At 69.1% G+C, this 17,615-nt stretch carries 7 protein-coding genes; 2 read left to right on the plus strand and 5 right to left on the minus strand.

Annotated elements, in window-relative coordinates:
- Positions 1-53: 53 nt before the first annotated feature.
- On the minus strand, positions 54-3,206 hold the full coding sequence (locus tag ACZ6RC_RS09985) for an FG-GAP-like repeat-containing protein (RefSeq protein WP_469580541.1): 3,153 nt from the start codon (positions 3,204-3,206) through the stop codon (positions 54-56).
- Positions 3,207-3,815: 609 nt separating this feature from the next.
- On the opposite strand from ACZ6RC_RS09985, the gene ACZ6RC_RS09990 reads away from it, so the two are divergent.
- The gene (locus tag ACZ6RC_RS09990) at positions 3,816-11,699 is read left to right on the plus strand and encodes a ricin-type beta-trefoil lectin domain protein (protein WP_469580544.1); all 7,884 of its coding nucleotides are present in this window, start codon (positions 3,816-3,818) and stop codon (positions 11,697-11,699) included.
- Positions 11,696-12,250 (plus strand): hypothetical protein, encoded by a 555-nt coding sequence (locus ACZ6RC_RS09995; protein ID WP_469580547.1) that lies wholly within the window; start codon positions 11,696-11,698, stop codon positions 12,248-12,250. Before ACZ6RC_RS09990 ends, ACZ6RC_RS09995 begins: the two co-directional genes overlap by 4 nt.
- A 93-nt stretch (positions 12,251-12,343) precedes the next feature.
- Here the strand turns inward: ACZ6RC_RS09995 and ACZ6RC_RS10000 are convergent, their stop codons facing one another.
- The 4 genes from ACZ6RC_RS10000 to ACZ6RC_RS10015 form a co-directional block, all read right to left on the minus strand.
- A complete protein-coding gene (locus ACZ6RC_RS10000; protein WP_469580550.1) occupies positions 12,344-13,816 on the minus strand; it encodes a penicillin-binding transpeptidase domain-containing protein in 1,473 nt (490 codons plus the stop codon).
- Positions 13,813-15,192, minus strand: a complete 1,380-nt coding sequence (locus ACZ6RC_RS10005) for an FtsW/RodA/SpoVE family cell cycle protein (protein WP_469580553.1) — start codon at positions 15,190-15,192, stop codon at positions 13,813-13,815. The genes ACZ6RC_RS10000 and ACZ6RC_RS10005 overlap by 4 nt, the downstream gene beginning before the upstream one ends.
- A gap of 94 nt (positions 15,193-15,286) precedes the next feature.
- On the minus strand, positions 15,287-16,642 hold the full coding sequence (locus tag ACZ6RC_RS10010) for an ATP-binding protein (RefSeq protein WP_469580556.1): 1,356 nt from the start codon (positions 16,640-16,642) through the stop codon (positions 15,287-15,289).
- On the minus strand, positions 16,639-17,442 hold the full coding sequence (locus ACZ6RC_RS10015; protein WP_391139235.1) for a hypothetical protein: 804 nt from the start codon (positions 17,440-17,442) through the stop codon (positions 16,639-16,641). Before ACZ6RC_RS10015 ends, ACZ6RC_RS10010 begins: the two co-directional genes overlap by 4 nt.
- Positions 17,443-17,615: the final 173 nt, after the last annotated feature.

A 17,615-nucleotide genomic window follows, 5' to 3' on the forward strand; every position in this document is an offset into this window, starting at 1 on the left:
CGGGTGTAACGGGTGTAGCTGGCGTGGCTGGTGGGACTGGTGTGGGACGGGGATCAGCCGAAGGACTTGACGCCGTTCCAGTTGACCGAAAGCACCGTCTTGACGGCGGGGTTCGTGTTGGTGGTGGACGGGTGGTAGATCTTGATCGTTCCGTCCGCCGCCGTACGCGTCCAGATGTCGGGGATCCCGTCCCCGCTCACGTCCGGGATGCCGATGGCGCTGTTCACGGCCGCCTCGGTCCAGCCGGTGCCGTACTGGGTGTCGACGCCCTCGCGCGAGTTGGCCGCGACCTTCAGCGAGTTGAGGTCGACGCTGCCCGCGACGGTGCCGGGCTTGCCGTGGCGGATGTACATGACGCCGTTGTCGAGGTTGCGCCACAGCAGGTCGGGCGTGCCGTCCTTGTCGATGTCCGCGACGTTCACGATGTCGCGGCGGCCCCACGCGGAGCCCTCCATCAGCGTGGCGGTCTCGAACGTGGCGCCGCTGTAGCCGGACAGCGTCCAGAACGCCGTCCCGACCCGCACGACCACGTCCGCCTTCTTGTCGCCGGTGATGTCACCGACGGCCTTCATCATGGTCCACGTCGACGGGGCCGGCGTGTTCGCCGGCAGCCGGACCTTCAGACGGTCGCCGATGTTGAAGGTGCCGTAGCCGTCGCCCGGGTAGAGCCAGAACTGGCCGTCCGGGGTGACCGCGAACAGGTCGGTGGTGCCGTCGCCGGGGTAGGCGTCGCTGTGGTGGGCGATCAGGGCCGCCTTGCCGGTGGTCGCGTTGAACCAGTGACCCGGCGGGTTGAGGACGACCTTGCCGTCCGGGCCCTTGGTGTAGGAGCCGTCCATACCGCCGTACAGCTCGCCGCCCGGGCCGCCGGACATGGAGACGAGGTTGCCGTTGGCGTTGACGGTCATCAGGTCGGCGATGCCGTCGCCGCCGACGTCACCGGGGCCGTCGGCCGTGTCGCGCGGCGGCACGTAGAACGCGTAGTCGGTCCGGGCGCTGACGTTGCCCAGCGAGTCCAGCGAGAAGACGTGCAGCCAGTTCGGACCGGCGTGCGGGGGCTTCAGCGCGGTGTCGGTGAACGCGCCGTTGACCGCGGTGACGTCCTTGTAGTTCAGACCCTCGAAGCCGTAACGGAACTTCGCCGCACCGGTGGAGGTGAAGGTGATCGGACCGGTCTCACCGAACTTCACGGTCGCCCAGGTCGCGCCGTCGCTCGTGGCCTCCTTGAAGACCGGGCTGGAGACGTCCGGCTGCGGGGGCGAGGTCGGGTCGACCGTGATGCGGCACGGCTCGGTGGTGTTCGGCGGGAAGTACGTGGACACGGCACCGACCTGGTCGATGGCGTGGACGTCCCACGAGAAGGTCGTGTTGGTCTTCAGGTCCTTCAGCATCGGGTCGGCCGCGGAGATGATCCGCTGCGCGGTGCCGGAGGAGTTCGGGGTGATGTCGACCGGGGCCGGGACCGTTCCGCCCGTGGGCCAGAAACGGAACCGCAGCTTGGAGAGGTTCCCGTCGCCGTCCTTGGCGTTGGCCGAGAGCACGATGTTGGTCCGGCCGACCACCACGCCGGAGCCGGGGCCCGGAGTGCAGGCGCCGCCAGGAGAGGTCGTACCGGCGGTGGGCTCGCTCGGGGGACGGTTGTAGTCGACCTCGAGGGTGGCGGAGGTGGCGCGGAACTTGCGCCAGGTCTGGGTGTCACTCTCGCTGGTGGCGCGCATGCCGAAGGTGATGTTCGACCAGCCGTTGTCGGCGCCCTTCTGGGCGGCGGCCTTGACGTTGGCGTTGTCGAACGCCTCGTACGCGTCCCCGCAGGAGGTGGACCAGCCGTGGGCGAAGGACTTCGACTGCAGGTGGGTGGACCAGGACGGCTGCGCGTTCCAGGTCGTGCCCGTGGAGATCGAGCCGGTCAGGTAGAACTTGAACTCACGGTCCGTGCAGGACCAGGAGTGGTTGTTCAGCACCTTGTAGGAGGCGCGGGTGACCGTGGCGCCCTTGATCTTCGGGTCGAAGGCCATGCGCCAGAAGGAACGGCCCAGGCCGCCGGTGTCGCTCTCGTAGCCCACGCGGGCGTCGGAGGTGCCGGAGGAGAAGTTCGTACCGTTCCAGAAGCTGCTGTTGGGGTACTTGCGGTAGGCGGTGGTCCAGGCCTGCCAGGCGGCGTTCATCGTCGGGTCGACGAAGACCGGGAACTTCACGCCGGGCTTGGTGAACAGACCCGTCTCGGCGACGTTCAGCGACAGCCGGGCGGTGCTCGTCTTGTCCCCGTCGAGGGCGACGGGGAGCGGGGCGGAGTGGGCGCCGGGCTCGATACCGGTCAGACCGGAGAGCTTGAGCACGTCGGCGGGGGTCGCCACGGACGTACGGGGAGTGGTGGTGGGCGCCTCGGGGTCCTGGCCGCTGGAGTCCCACGCGAAGGGCGTAGGAATCGACGCGACTTCCTTGCCGGCCTTGTCCAGCACGAGGACGCGACCCTTGGGGGCGTCCAGCTGGAAGGTGGCCGTCGTGGACTGGAGTCCGTACGCGACCGACTTCAGCGCCTCCTGCTTGGCCGCTTCCGGAGTCTTCACGATGAGGAGCTGGGCGACACCGCCCTCCTCACGCGCGACCAGGAGCAGGTCGACACCGGGCAGGACCTCGGAGTAGAGGGCACGCGGGCCGTCGAGGACCGGCTCGGGCAGGGCGCCCGGCCAGGTGTAGGCGACGGTGTGGCCGGCGACGTCCATCTCGGCGAGGACGGTCTGACCGGGCTGCGGAGCGCGGGCGAAGGAACGGTCCGCACGCGACGCGTCCTTGCTGCCGCTGGAGAACCGCACCGGAACGGCGGCGTTGACCGGCACGATGCCGAGCCCACGGGGCGCCTTCGCCGAGCGGACCAGCTTGTTGTCGATCGGGGCCCACTCGCCGTCGGCGTTCTTCGCGCGCTGCGGCGTGGCGTGCATCTGGGAGCGCATCTGCCCGTTGGGGAGCGCCCAGGTCTGCTGCGTGGCGGTGGTCGCCGTGTCGACGAGCACCTGCTTCCGCGTGCGCTTGGCCTCGGCGACGGCAGCGGACTCGTCACGGGGGCCGGTCGACGCCGGCTTCGCCTCGGTGGCCTTGTTGCCCTGGGCCACGGGCGGGGTCTGAGGCTGCCACCACGGAAGGAGGGCAGCGGTGAGGGCGGCCAGAACGAGGCCGAGGGTCAGTGACAGCCGTGTGCGCGTGCGCACGAAGGGGCTGAGAAATCTGGGTGGTGGCGCGGACACGGCGGTCTACTCCCGTAGGTACCAGGGCGGACAGGGGCAGCACAGACAGCCCCAACGGCAGGCCGCGGGGCATATATGTGCGCACACGATCACACGCGCGCCACAGGGAGTCCACAGGTGAAGGAGTTGCGAAAGCGTTATGTATGCCTTGGAACTACGCGGGTAGGTAGGGGTTTTGGGCAGGTTGCCCGTTTAAGCAGGTGGATAGGCCCTGTATGTAATGATCTACCCGTTGTGAGGGGAAGATCAATAACGGTGGCGTTCTGATCGGAACCGCACCGTGGGGCATCTCACTCGGCATCAGTTCCGCCCGATGAAACCGTGTTGATATGCAACGCGGACATGACAGAGAGTTCGCACGCACGCGTCTGATGCAGGCGCGTGCTTTTGGTGTTTCCACGCCTTTCGGTGTGTGCGCACCTCTCTGTTGTCTGTATGACCCGGGTGGGAGTCGACGCGATGCGTTCTTCAGGTCCACCGTCATGGCTGGGGCGGGGACGCCTAGCCGTGACGGAGTCACAACGACGGCGCCGGCGGCTCAGCCGCACGGCGACCGTCCTTTTGTTGTCGTCGATGCTGACGGTGACATCTCTCAGCTCGCAGGCGTTGGCGATCCCCGGCGACGGCATGAGCCGCGAGGAGCAGACCGCGGAGGTCGACCTCCCGGACATTCCGAAGAGCACCGAACTCGACGGTGACGAGACCGCGCAGAAGGCGCTGACCACGGCGCAGGAAGTCCCGATCACGCCGTACGTGCCGAAGAACGTCACCCCATGGGTGGCCGACCTCGGCAAGGCGACGCTGACGGCGACGAGCGAGCCGGGCACCACTGTCCCGGTGTCGCAGAACCTGCCGGTCGCGATCGGCGTTCCCGAGGGTGGGGACCCGGCGGCTCTCGCGGGCGAGTGGAGCGTCGACCTGAAGCCGGTCGAGGCGTCGCAGGACGCGGGCGTCTCCGGCATGATCATGAAGGTCACGCCTCCGGCGACGGCCGACCCGGCCGCGCAGATCGCGCTGACCATCGACCCGACCGGCTTCGCCGACCTCTATGGTCCGCAGGCCGCCCAGCGTTTCGGTCTGACGCTGCTGCCGGAGTGTGTCTACTCCGACCCGACCGCGGGTGAGTGTGCCGACGACGGCACCACGACCATGGCGGGCGGCAAGGACGAGGGCGTCGGCTTCGAGCCCCTGAAGACGTCGGTGGAGGAGGTGCCCGCCAAGGAGGCTCCGACCAAGAGCACCGCGGCGAAGGGCGCCAAGACCCGCACGGTCGTCAGCGGCACGATCCCGGTCGCCAAGCTCCTGGAAGAGGGAAGCACCGGCGCTTCGGCCCGGAAGGCTTCGTTCTCGGCTGCGGGAACGACGACCGGTGGCAACGCGGTCGGCATGCTCGACACGGGTTCGTCGGTGCAGGGTGACTTCACCGCTTCCCCGCTGCTGTCTTCGGGCTCTTGGTCTGCGGGCGCGTCCTCTGGTGCGTTCACGTACAACTACCAGGTTCAGGTGCCGGAGACGGCCGGCGGTCTGATGCCGAAGATCGGCCTGGGCTATTCGTCCCAGTCCGTGGACGGCCGGACCTCGGCGACGAACAACCAGGCTTCCTGGATCGGCGATGGTTGGGACTACAACGCGGGTTCCATCACCCGTACGTACGCCAGCTGCCGCGAAGACTCGAAGCGTGCGGGGTCGAACAACGCGACCCACAAGACCGCGGACCAGTGCTACGGCTCGGAGAACGCCACCCTGTCGCTGGGTGGGATGACGACCGAGCTGGTGTGGGACGCGGCCAAGGGCACGTGGTTCACGGCCAATGGTGACGGTTCGAAGATCGAGCGGCTCAAGGACACGTCCAAGGACCCGCGCTCGGGCATGAAGGACGCGGACGGCGAGTACTGGGTCGTCACGACCAAGGACGGGACGAAGTACCACTTCGGCCTGAACAAGCTCCCGGGCTGGTCGGACAACGGCACCGCCGCCGACGACCCGTACACGGACTCCGTCCTCGCGGTGCCGGTCTACGGCAACCACGCGGGCGAGCCCTGCTACAAGGCCGGCGACTGGAAGAACTCCTTCTGCAACCAGGCCTGGCGCTGGAACCTCGACTACGTCGAGGACATCCACGGCAACGCCATGTCGCTGTGGTGGAAGCGCGATGTCAACTACTACGCGCGGAACTTCAACTTCAAGGCCCCGGTCGAGTACCACCGCGACGGCTACCTGACGCGGATCGACTACGGCCAGCGCAAGGACTCGATCTTCTCGGCCCCGGCTCCGGCGCGGGTCAACTTCTCCGTCGAGGAGCGCTGCTTCACCGAAGGCACGCTGACCTGCGTAGAGGAAAACTTCGCATCGAAGGACATGGGCAAGTACCGCATCTGGTACGACACTCCCGCCGACCTCCGCTGCGCGGCGGTCACCTCGACGTACAAGCAGAAGTGCTGGAACGCGGGCCCGACCTTCTGGACGCGCAAGCGCCTGGACAAGATCACCACCTCGGCCCAGCGTCGTACCGACACCACCGCGCGTCAGGTCGTGGACGAGTACAAGCTCGAGCAGAACTTCGCGGCGCTGAAGACCGGCGTGAACACCGCTCTGTGGCTGGAGTCGATCTCCCGCACCGGCTACGCCCGCAACGGCTCGACCGACGCGAGCGTGAAGCTGAACTCGGTGCGTTTCGAGTCCAACGCCGAGGACATGCCGAACCGCGTCATGCGCGGAACGAACGACCCGCGGCCGGGCTTCTCGCGTCTGCGGATCGACCGTGTCATCAACGAGTACGGCGGCGAGACCGTCGTCACCTACAAGCCGGCCGAGGGCCAGTGCGCCACCGGCACCGGCCTGCCGACGAAGACGGACACGGCGGCACTGAAGGCGAACAACCGCCTGTGCTACCCGTCGTACTGGAACCCGGATCCTGAGGTCGAGGACATCGACTGGTTCCACAAATACGTCGTGGACTCCATCGAAGAACTCCCGAACGTCGCCGGGTCGTACGGCACCAAGACGTTCTACGAGTACAAGAACGCCGGCTGGAAGCTCGCCGAGGCTGAGTTCACCAAGAAGTCCACCCGCACGTACTCGCAGTTCGCGGGCTTCGAGCAGACCACCGTCCTGACGGGTCCGAAGCCGTCGGACGCGGACAGCGGTGAGGGTTCCTCGGGCGAGAACACCCCTGGTGTCGACTCCCCGCGGACCAAGGCCGTCACCCGGTACTACCGTGGCCTGGGCGACACTGTCCCGGTCAAGGACGTTCACGGCGTCGAGATCGGCAAGGACCGCGAGGCGTTCGCCGGCCGCATCGCCGAGGAACTCACCTACACCAACGCCACCGACGCGGACACCAACTGGCTCTCCCGTTCGATCACCAAGCTGGAGGCCACCGAGCTCGGCAAGCGCGACCGCGAGGACGGCCTGACCGATCTCAAGGCCTGGCGCGTCACCGAGCCCGAGGAAATCGCCTACACCAAGTCCTCGGGAACCAACTCTGACGACCCGCGCACGCAGCGCACGGTTCGTACCCTGACGACCTACGAGCCGACCTATGGTCTGCCCACGCAGGTCGAGTCCCTCGGGGACACCGAGAAGACCGGTGACGAGTCCTGCACCAAGTCCGAGTACCTGCACAACACGGCCAGGAACATCATCGGCCTGACCAAGCAGGCACTGGTTTCCCCCACGACGTGCGCCAACGCTAACTGGGCCGACCTGACCACACTCAGCGGTGGGACCAGGACGTCCTACGATGGCACGGCTTACGGCACCGCGCTGGCCGAAACGACGCGCGGTCTCGCGACCGAATCGTGGTCGCTGAACGGTGAGGGCACCGGCTTCGTGTCCGGCGGGACGACCGCCTTCGACGCCATAGGTCGCGTGATCCGCCACACCGACACCGACGGCAAGAGCTCCACGATCACGTTCGACCCGCCGTCGGGCCAGGTCTTCAAGATCACCGAGGTCAACGCGCTCGGCCACAGCCAGACCCAGGAGCTGGAGCCCGGCCGTGGGGTCGCGCTGAAGACCACCGACGCCAATGGCCACGTCAGCGAGGCGAAGTACGACCCCCTGGGCCGTACGGCCGAGGCATGGGCTGCCGGCCGTACTCCGTCGCCCACGGCAGTGCCGGACTTCCGCGCCGAGTACGCGGTCCCGGCAGAGGAGGCCGATCCGGAGGACGCGACCCGCAAGATCCGGAAGCCTCCTTTCGTCACCACGTACGCCCGTGGTTACGAAGACCGGGTCGAGAAGTCGGTCACGATCTATGACGGCCTCGGCCGTGAGCGGCAGTCGCAGGAGGAGGCCGACGGCGGCGGTCGCCTGATCACCGACACGCTGTACAACAGCGCGGGCGAGGTCTTCCAGACCAACAACGCGTACCTGAACGAGGCTGCCCCGAGCGGTGAGCTGTTCACCCCGCTGGCGGACACCGCCGTGCCGAACATCACCCGCTACAAGTACGACGGCCTCGGCCGCGTGCTCGAGGAAATGCCGGTCCTCAAGGTCAAGCTTCCCGGGACCACGGAGGCCGTCTCCCAGGAGATTCCCGAGAAGGCGACGCGGTACGAGTACGGCCAGGACTGGTCGAAGGTAGTTCACCCGCAGGGGGCGTCCTCCTACCGCGTCTACACCGACGCGTTGGGTCGTACGACCCGCACGGACACGATCAACCCGGCGGCTCCCGGCGGCTTCACATCGACCCGTTACGCCTACGACCAACGCGGCCAGCTGGTCAAGGCCACCGCCTCGGCCGATCCCACTCACCCGTGGTCCTGGACCTATGACCGGCGTGGCCGGGTGGAGACCGCGACCGACCCCGACACGGGGACGACGCGCAACACCTATGACCAGCGTGATCGGTTGTTGACCACAACCAACGCCCGCGGTGTGACGATCTGGAACGGCTACGACGAGCTGTCACGGCCTAAGCAGCAGCGTCTGACCGGTTCGACCGGCGCCTTGCTCGCGGACTACTCGTACGACACCGTCGCGGGCGGCAAGGGCATGCCCGCCGCTGTCACGCGCTACACCGACGGCCTGCCGTACACGCAGAAGGTCAACGGCTACACCAAGGACTACGAGCCGACGTCCACGACCTTGAGCCTCCCGCAGTCGCTGGCCGACACGTGGGGCCTGGCCAAGGACTACACGTACAGCTACTCCTTCTCGGACAACGGCATGCTGGAGGAGGCGAACCTCCCCAAGGCCGGCAAGTTCGATGCCGAGAAGCTGGTCATTCGGTACAACAAGGAGGGCCTGCCCCTCTCGATCTCGGGCAAGGACTGGTACGGCGCGGAGACCGTCTACTCCCCGTACGGCCAGGTCATGCGATCCACCCTCGGTGCCCAGCCGTACCGTGTGTGGACGCAGAACTCGTACGACGAGTCCACGGGAGAGATGCAGAACCAGCTCGTCTACCGCGAGCAGAATGCAACCGCCCTCACCGGCGGCAACCTGGTGTCGAACCGTCAGTACTCCTACGACCCCGCGGGCAATGTCACGGGCATCCGTGAGCACGCAACCGGGATCCAGGAACGCCAGTGCTTCACCTACGACCCCCTGGGTCAGCTGAAGGAGGCCTGGACATCCAAGGACCAGACCGCCTGCACCACGCCGAAGAACACCGACGGCACCCTCAACGTCACTTCTGGTGACGACAAGTCGGGCTACTGGCAGCAGTACGAGTACGACCTCCTGGGCAACCGCACCAAGCTGACGGAGAAGGACCTCACCGGGGCCACTGCCAAGGACGCGGTCACCGACTACACCTACGGCAAGGGCGCTGCCAAGGAGCAGCCGCACACCCTCACGAAGGTGTCGAAGAAGTACACGACGCCGGCAGGTGCGGCGGTCAAGGCCGAGGCGGAGCGTCTGTACGAGCTCACGGGTGAGACCAAGTCGGTCACTTCCATCGACAATGGCGACAAGCAGTCGCTCTCCTGGACGCCCGACGGCAAGGTCGACCGGATCACCGGTCAGGGTGCGAGTGGCAAGAGTCCTTACCTGGGCCTCGCCGACAAGTGCATCGACCTGAAGTCCGGCGTGGGCGCCGCGGGCCAGCCGATCCAGCTGTACGGCTGTAACGGCACCGTGGCACAGAACTGGAAGTTCACCCCCACTCCTGCCCCCCTGGGAGGGACGCAGAACGACCCCAACAGGGGAACGCTGTCCGTTTACGACGACTGGTGCCTCCAGCCGGCTGCGAACACCGCCGGGTCGGCGCTCCAGGTCCAGAAGTGCGACGGCACCGCCGCGCAGGAGCTGAAGCGGAACACTGCCGGTCAGCTGACGCATATCGCGTCGGGTCTCTGCGTGACGGTCAAGGACGGCGCTACGGCCAGCGGCACCGCGATCGTCCTGGCCACCTGCGACGGCACTTCCGCCGCGCAGCTGTGGGCGCCGCAGAACGACACCCGTCACATCTATGGCCCTGGTGGTGAGCAGCTGCTCACGATCAAGGGCAAGCAGGCCACGCTCCACTTGGGCGACACCGAAGTGACCGTCCAGCAGGGCGGCGTCCTGGTCAACACGCAGCGCACCTACACCGCCCCCGGTGGTGCGGTCATGCGCTACGCCTATGGCACGGGTGGCGACCAGCTGGTCGCCCTGACCCACGACCACCAGGGCAGCGTGTACACCGAGGTCGCCATGAGCGGCACGATGGCGGTGCGGATCCGCAAGCAGGATGCGTTCGGCAATCAGCGTGGTATCGGCACGGCCGGCGCCAACCTGCAGACGCACAACGGGTTCCTCAACAAGGCAGGGGACGACTCCTCCGGCTACGTGCTGCTGGGTGCCCGCATGTACGACCCGGTCGTGGGGCGCTTCCTCTCCGCCGACCCGTTGATGGACCTGAATGACCCGCTGCAGGCCAACGGTTACGTCTACGCGCACAACAATCCGGTCTCGCACGCGGACCCGACGGGTCTGTCCATCGTCCTGACCGCTTCGGAGAAGGCCGCGGCCCTCGCGGGTGCGGGTCTCTCTGCGGCGCAGGTCGCGCAAGCGCAGTCCACCATGGGCAAGTCCCTGACCTCGGTGATCCTCTCCGTGGCCTGGGCGACGCTGAAGGACTTCATCGGGATCAACGACGCCATGGCCTGCTTCGGCGGTGACATGTGGTCGTGCGGCAGCCTGATCATCGGCGCCATCCCGTGGACCAAGCTCGGCAAGATCCCCTCCGTCCTGAAGGCCGTCAACCGCACCATCGACGCCATCCAGGCGTTCAAGGCCGCCAAGAAGGCAGCCGAAGCCGTGCTCAAGGCGGCCAAGGCGGCCGAGGAGGCAGCACTCAAGGCCAAGAAGGCCGCCATCGAGAAGGCCAAGAAGGAGGCCGCTCAAAGAGCGAAGAAGAAGGCTGCGGAGGCCGCGAAACGGAAGGCCGAGGCAGCCGCCGCCGCGAAGAAGAAGACCGGCAACCCTGCCCAGAAGCAGGCACAGAAGAAGGCGGCCCCGAAGGCCTCGTCCCACTCCGGCGGCGGCAAGAAGGCATCCGGCGGCAAGCCGGGCGGCAGCTCGGGCGGCTCGTCCCGCAACAAGGGCGGGTCCAGCGGCAGTGGCGGCTCGGGCAAGGCCGGATGCAACAGCTTCGTGCCCGGCACGAAGGTGCTGATGGCCGACGGATCGACGAAGCCGATCGAGAAGGTCAAGGTCGGTGACAAGGTCCTTGCCACCGACCCGGAGACCGGACGGACCCGCGTCGAGACGGTCACGGCGGAGATCAAGGGCCAGGGCCTCAAGCACCTGGTCAGGGTCACCATCGACACCGACGGTACGTCGGGTTCGAAGACAGCCCAGGTCACCGCGACAGACGGTCACCCGATCTGGGTGCCCGAGCTCGGTGAATGGGTCCGGGCCACGGACCTGAAGTCGGGTCAGTGGCTCCAGACCGGTGCCGGCACGTCCGTCCAGATCGCCGCGATCGAGCGGTGGACGGCCCCGTCTGCAACCGTCCACAACCTCACCGTCAGCGAACTCCACACGTACTACGCGCTGGCGGGGGCGACCTCGCTCCTCGTCCACAACGACTCCTGCCCGACGGGCGACGAAGCCCCTGAGCGGGACCCGTACTCGCCTGAGAAGACGAAGGAGCGTCAGGCCGAGAACGCGGACAACTGGGGGGAGATCCCCAGGGAGGTCCACAACACCGTCAACGGTGTGGAGAACGGCACGATCACCCAGCGGGTCAATTCGAACGGCCTGGACTGGTTCGACGCGCGTCGTCCCAATGGCACCTTCAATACCAACAACCCGTGGTACGGCGCGACCATTTACACGGGTGTCGGCAATGGCCGGTCCACGAACTCGAACAACACCCTGACCCGGGTGCTCGTTCGAGCGGACGGAGTGGTCGGGTACGTGCTCGGACACAATTACAATCAGATTCACGAGTACGGATACGCCGGGCGACTGCCAGGCAGATGGAATAGGCCACCGCAGAGTTGGTACGACTCACACTCATGAGATCTCTTGCCGCAGCAGGTCTGCTGATGGTGGACGGGTGGAATGAACCCGATGGGCTCATTCCACCCCTCATCACCGGCCAGGCTCCAAGCTGTCCCTTCGAGGAAGGCCGCGTGGAGGCGATGCTGGACATCGACGATCCACTGCTGCACGAGAAGGCAAACGCCGACTGGTACCGGCTGGCGGTCGAAGGAGGGCTCTTCTCCGAGGCCGACCGCAGGTTCCTGCTCGCGCTCAGCCCCGACGAGGACAGCCCGGCACAGTGGTTCTGTGTCGAGTTGCAGAGCGAATGGGACATCATGGGGAAGGGCGCTGCCGGCATGCTCGGCAGCGCGCCCTGCCGGCCTGAGTTCCGCATGCTCTCGCTTGACGGGAACGTGCTGTGCTTCGCGACGACATGGGAGCATGACATCAGCACCTCCGTGCTGACGGCTCCACACCGCTCGCAAGGCCTGCGTCGGTTCGCTGAATGGGTGGCGACGGGCGCGATGGACGAGCCGGATGAGCCGCCGTTCAGTCCGTCGGCACGTCGCTGGCTCGACAGCCACTAGCTGTGCGATCGGCCCGGTCATGCCGGACCTGACGCACCGGAGTACCCAAGGGACCCCGACCGGAACATCGGTCGGGGTCCCTGCTGTTACCGCTCACCGCCCCGCCCCCTCCAGCCGCAACCCCTCCTCCAGCACCGCCCGTGCGATCGGCGCCGCGCTTCCGCCCCCGCTGATCTCCGTCCTCCGTGCCTCCGCGTCCTCCACCACCACCGCCACCGCGACCGCCGGCTGGGCCGCGTCCGGCGACTGGGCCCAGGCGATGAACCAGGCGTAGGGGGTGCCGATGTTGCCGAGGCCGTGCTGGGCCGTGCCCGTCTTGCCGCCGACCGTCGCGCCCGGGATCGAGGCGTTCGTGCCCGTGCCCTCCGTGACCGCCTTCACCATCAGGCGCTGGAGCTGGGTCGCCGTCGAGGGGCGCATCGCCTGGCGGTAGCTGCGGCGGCCCGTCGTGTCGACCGTCCGGCCGCCCGCGGTCGTCGTCCGCTCCACCAGGTACGGGTGCGCGATCTCGCCGTTGTTCGCGACCGCCGCCGCCACCATCGCCATCTGCAGCGGCGTCGCCGTCGTGTCGAACTGCCCGATCGACGACAGCGCCAGCTGGTCGTCGCTCATCGCCGGGTCGAAGTTCGACCTCGCCACCCAGGACGGGATCCGCAGCCCCGCGTCGTCGAAGCCGAAGTTCCGGGCCGCGTCCACCATCCCCTCCAGGCCCACCTTCACCCCGAGCCCCGCCATCACCGTGTTGCACGACCACTGGATCGCGTACGCCAGCGACGCGTTCCCGCACCCCTTCGCCGCGTTCGGCAGCACGTGCCGGGTCCCCGGCAGGACGAACGGGTCCGGCGTGTCCGTCGGCGCGTCCACGTCCGTCACCGCTCCCGCGTCCAGGGCCGCCGCCGCCGTCACGATCTTGAAGGTGGAACCCGGTGGATAGGTCTGCCGGATCGCCCGGTTGAGCATCGGCTGGTTCGGCGAGGTGTTCAGCCGCGCCCACGCCTCCTTCACTGCCGGCCCCGTACCCGACAGCTCTCCCGGGTCGTACGACGGCGAGCTGACCAGCGCCAGGATCCGCCCGCTCGACGGCTCGATCGCCGCGACCGCCCCCCGCTTCCCCGCCAGCCCCCGGTACGCCGCCTCCTGCATCGAGGCGCGGATCGTCGTCACGGCGTCCCCGCCCGGCTGCCGCCCCCGGCTGATGTCGTTCCAGAACGGCAGCGGCATCAGCATCGGATCCGTGCCCGACAGGACCGCGTCCTCGGCGTGCTCCAGCAGGGTCGTGCCGTACGTCTGCGAGGCGTGACCGGTCACCGGCGCGTACAACGGCCCCTGCGTGTACGTACGTTCGTACCGCAGTTGCTCGCCGCTGTCCCGCGCGCCGGTCACCGGTCGGCCCTCGACCCGGATCGTGCCGCGCGGCTGCCCCCAGGCGGCGATCGCCGGACGGCGGTTGGCCGGGTTCTCGTCGAGCGACTCCGCCTGGAAGACCATCACCCGCGCCGCGTTGACCAGCAACGCCACCAGCAGGACGAGGCAGAGCGCGGCCGCGCGCCGGATGTACGGGATCACTTGGCCTCCTCGGCCACCGGCGCGACGATCCCGGCCTCGACCGGCTCGGGCCGCGGGGTCCGCGCCGAGTCGCTGACCCGGATCAGCAGCGCCACCATCACCCAGTTGGTGACCACGGACGAGCCGCCCTGCGCCAGGAACGGCATCGCCATGCCGGTCAGCGGGATCAGCCCCATCACCCCGCCGGCGATCACGAACACCTGGAGCGCCACGATCGAGGCGAGGCCCGTCGCCAGCAGCCGTCCGAACGGGTCGCGCAGCGCGAGCCCGGAGCGGTAGCCGCGCGCGACGAGCAGGGCGTACAGCAGGAAGAGCGCGGTCAGGCCGACGAGGCCCAGCTCCTCGCCCGCCGTCGCCAGGATGAAGTCGGACTTGGCGGCGAAGCCGATCAGCACCGAGTGCCCGCTGCCTAGCCCCGTCCCCAGCATGCCCCCGGCGGCGAACGCGAACAGGGACTGGGCCAGCTGGCTCGGCCCGTCGCCCGCCTCGATCGAGGCGAAAGGGTTCAGCCAGTCCTCGACCCGGCTGTGCACGTGCGGCTCCAGCGAACCGACCGCGAACGCCCCGACCGCCGCCAGGAGCAGCCCAACCGCGATCCAGCCGGTCCGGCCGGTCGCCACGTACAGCGTGATCACGAACAGGCCGAAGAAGAGCAGCGAGGTCCCCAGGTCCCGTTCCAGGATCAGCACGCCCACGCTCAGCACCCAGATCGCGACGATCGGCCCGAGCACCCGGCCGGTGGGCAGCTGGAGTCGCCAGATCCTGCGGCCGGTGTACGCCAGCGCGTTGCGGTTGGCCGCGAGGTACGCGGCGAAGAAGACGGCGAGCAGGATCTTGGCAAACTCGCCCGGCTGGAAGGAGAGGCCGCCGATCCGGATCCAGATCCTCGCCCCGTTCACGGCCGGGAAGAAGATCGGCAGCACCATCAGGACGAGCGCGGTGGCCATCGACAGGTACGCGTACCGCTGGAGCACCCGGTGGTCGCGCAGCAGGACGACGACGGCGATGAAGAGCGCCACCCCGAGCGTCGACCAGATCAACTGGGTCGGCGCGGCCGGGTCGCGGGGCGTCTCCAGGTCGAGCCGGTAGATCAGCACCAGCCCCAGGCCGTTGAGGAGGACCGCGATCGGCAGCATCAGGGGATCGGCGTACGGCGCGCGGAAGCGGACGGCGAGGTGGGCGACGAGCGCCAGCAGCCCGAGCCCGGCGCCGTAGCGGACGGCGTCGGGCGGCACGGCGCCGGTACCGGCGAGGCCGACCTCGGCGTAGCCGTAGACGGAGATCAGGACGGCGCAGACGAGGAGGGAGAGCTCCACGCCGCGGCGCTTCGGGACGCGTAGCCCGGGCGGGGGAGCGTCCGCCGTCGTAGCGGTCATGGTCCGCAACGTAGCAAGCTGTATGCCTTATATCCCTTATGTGTGACGGTGTGCCGTCAGCCGGACGACGGGCCCGCTCCGGAGCGTCGAGGCCCTACGCATGGTCCGTCCCGTCCGTCCCGTCCGTCCCGTCCGTCCCGTCCAGCTCGGCCGTCCCGCCCGTCCCGTCCGGGTCCCCTCCGTACTCCGGCAGGGTCAGCCGGGCCAGGGCGCCGCCGCCCGGCGCGGCCGCGAACTCCAGGCGCGCCCCGATCACCTCGGCCTGGCCGGCCGCGATCGTCAGCCCGAGGCCGTGCCCCTTGCCCCGCCCCTCGGTGCGGAAGCGCTGCGGCCCCAGGTCGAGGAGGTAGGGCGGATAGCCGTCGCCGTGGTCCCGTACGGTCACGACCGGCCCGTCGACCGTCAGGACGACCGGCGGGGCGCCGTGCCGGTGGGCGTTGGAGACGAGGTTGCCGAGCACCCGCTCCAGCCGCCGCCGGTCGGTCTCCACCGGTGCGTCGCGCTCGATCCGTACGGCGGTGTCCGTCCCCGAGGCCCGCACCACCCGCTCCGCGAGCGGTCCGAGTTCGTGTACGGCGAGGTCCACGGTCTCGTTACGGGCGTCGAGCCGCGAGATCTCCAGCAGGTCCTCGGTCAGCCCGCGCATCGCCTTCACCCGGTCCCGTACGAGCTCCGACGGCCGCCCCTCCGGCAGCAGCTCGGCGGCGGCGGACAGGCCGGTCAGCGGGGTGCGCAGCTCGTGCGCCACGTCGGCGGTGAAGCGCTGCTCGCTCTGCAGTTTGCGCTGGAGCGAGGAGGCCATGGTGTCGAGCGCCCCGGAGACGGTGGCGACCTCGTCCTGCGGGCGCGAAGGATCGTGCGTACGGGGGTCGTCGACGCGCGCGTCGAGGTCGCCGGCGCTGATCCGGCGGGCCACCTGGGCGGTCAGGTGCAGCCGCCGGGTGATCCGGGTGACCGCGAAGGCGCCCACCAGCAGGGTCGCCCCGATCGCCAGGACCGAGGACCCGACGATCGAACGGTCGAGCCCGTTGATGGTCTCCGCGCTCGCCGCGAAGTCCGTGCGCACGGCGAGGGCGCGGCCGTCGGCCGGGCCCGCCGCCCACATCGTCGGGCGGCCCTCGTACGAGTCGACCATCGTGCCGCTCTGCCCTCCGAGCGCGAGGGCGCGGAGCGGGTCGGGCAGGCCCACGGGGTCGATCCCGGCGGTCCGGGGGAGCGGCTCGCCCGCCTCGTAGGCGCGGGCGGCCGTGGTGAGCCGGGCCAGCGCCCGCTCACGGGCGTCCTCCACGGTCCGGTCGGTCACCGAGACATGTACGAGGACGCCGAGGAGGGCCGCGAGCGCGCAGCACATGACCGCGATGAAGACGGCGGCCTTCCAGGTCAGGGTCGCGGTCCAGGCGGGAAGCCGGAGGCGAGGCTGCCGGGGGCGGACCCGGGGCCGGGGGCTCATGGGCGGGCCGCCTCGGGGGCGGCGGCGGACGGCGGCGGAGGCGGCGCCGGGGTGGTCCGGGACGGGATGCCCGGGGTCGGCGTGGGGTCGGCGGGGCGGGGCTCGGGGGCGGCCGACGCGGACGGAGCGCGCGGCTTCACCCGGATGATCTCGTCGCGGGTCGCCAGCATCGCGTGCTGCTGCTCGTCCCAGGTCCAGGCGGTCCGGTACTCGTACCCCGGGATGCCGGCCGAACTGACCCGCATGATCAGGTCCCGGCCCGCCAGGTCAACGCTGATCACCTGGTCGACGGTGGACATGACGCGGGTGAGACCGCCGTCCTCGGCGAGGTAGACGCGTACGCCGACCTGCTGGTCGGGCATGCGGATGCCGACGATCAGGTCGTCCCGGCCGTCGCCGGTCAGGTCGTGGTAGTACGGCCGCATGACCGGGCACGCCTTCGGTTCCGTACCGCACCGGGCGATGCGGCGCGCGGTCTCCTCGTACATGCCGTCAGGCCCGCTGTACGTGTCGGGGTGCGCCTTCACCTCGGCCTGGACGACGGCCACGGGTGCGACGCGGTGGACGTCGTCGTCGGGGACCTCGATGCCGGGGACGCGCTCGGTGACGGTCTCGCCGTAGTCGAGGGGCGGCGCGGTCGCGGGCGGCAGGTCGGGCCAGAGCCGGACGGGGCCGACGGCGGAGGGCGTCGGGCCGGCGCTCTCCAGCCCGCCCTCGTCGCCGCAGCCGGCGAGCCCGACGAGCGCCGCCGCGGCGGCCAGGGCCACGGCGGCGGCGCGCGGGACGCGGCGCGGTCTCACGCTCCTCCTCGGGACGATCCGTCTCGGTCTTCCCTCGACCTTATTCGTAGGGAAGTCCTTTTTGTCCACGGGGTGGGGGAGAGGAGGGAAGGGGGGTGGGGTCGGGTCCTCTTACCGGGCCGCCCGGCCGGCCCGGCGCCCCGACGTGTCCCCCTCGGCGGACACCCGCCCGC

It is taken from the genome of Streptomyces sp. NPDC048353 (genome assembly GCF_055587165.1).

What these genes read in the sequence shown, in the direction of transcription:
- ACZ6RC_RS09990 (WP_469580544.1), top strand. Translation starts at nt 3,816, where the DNA reads ATGCTGACGGTGACATCTCTCAGCTCGCAGGCGTTGGCGATCCCCGGC.
- ACZ6RC_RS09995 (WP_469580547.1), top strand. Translation starts at nt 11,696, where the DNA reads ATGAGATCTCTTGCCGCAGCAGGTCTGCTGATGGTGGACGGGTGGAAT.
- ACZ6RC_RS10005 (WP_469580553.1), bottom strand. Translation starts at nt 15,192, where the DNA reads ATGACCGCTACGACGGCGGACGCTCCCCCGCCCGGGCTACGCGTCCCG.
- ACZ6RC_RS10010 (WP_469580556.1), bottom strand. Translation starts at nt 16,642, where the DNA reads ATGAGCCCCCGGCCCCGGGTCCGCCCCCGGCAGCCTCGCCTCCGGCTT.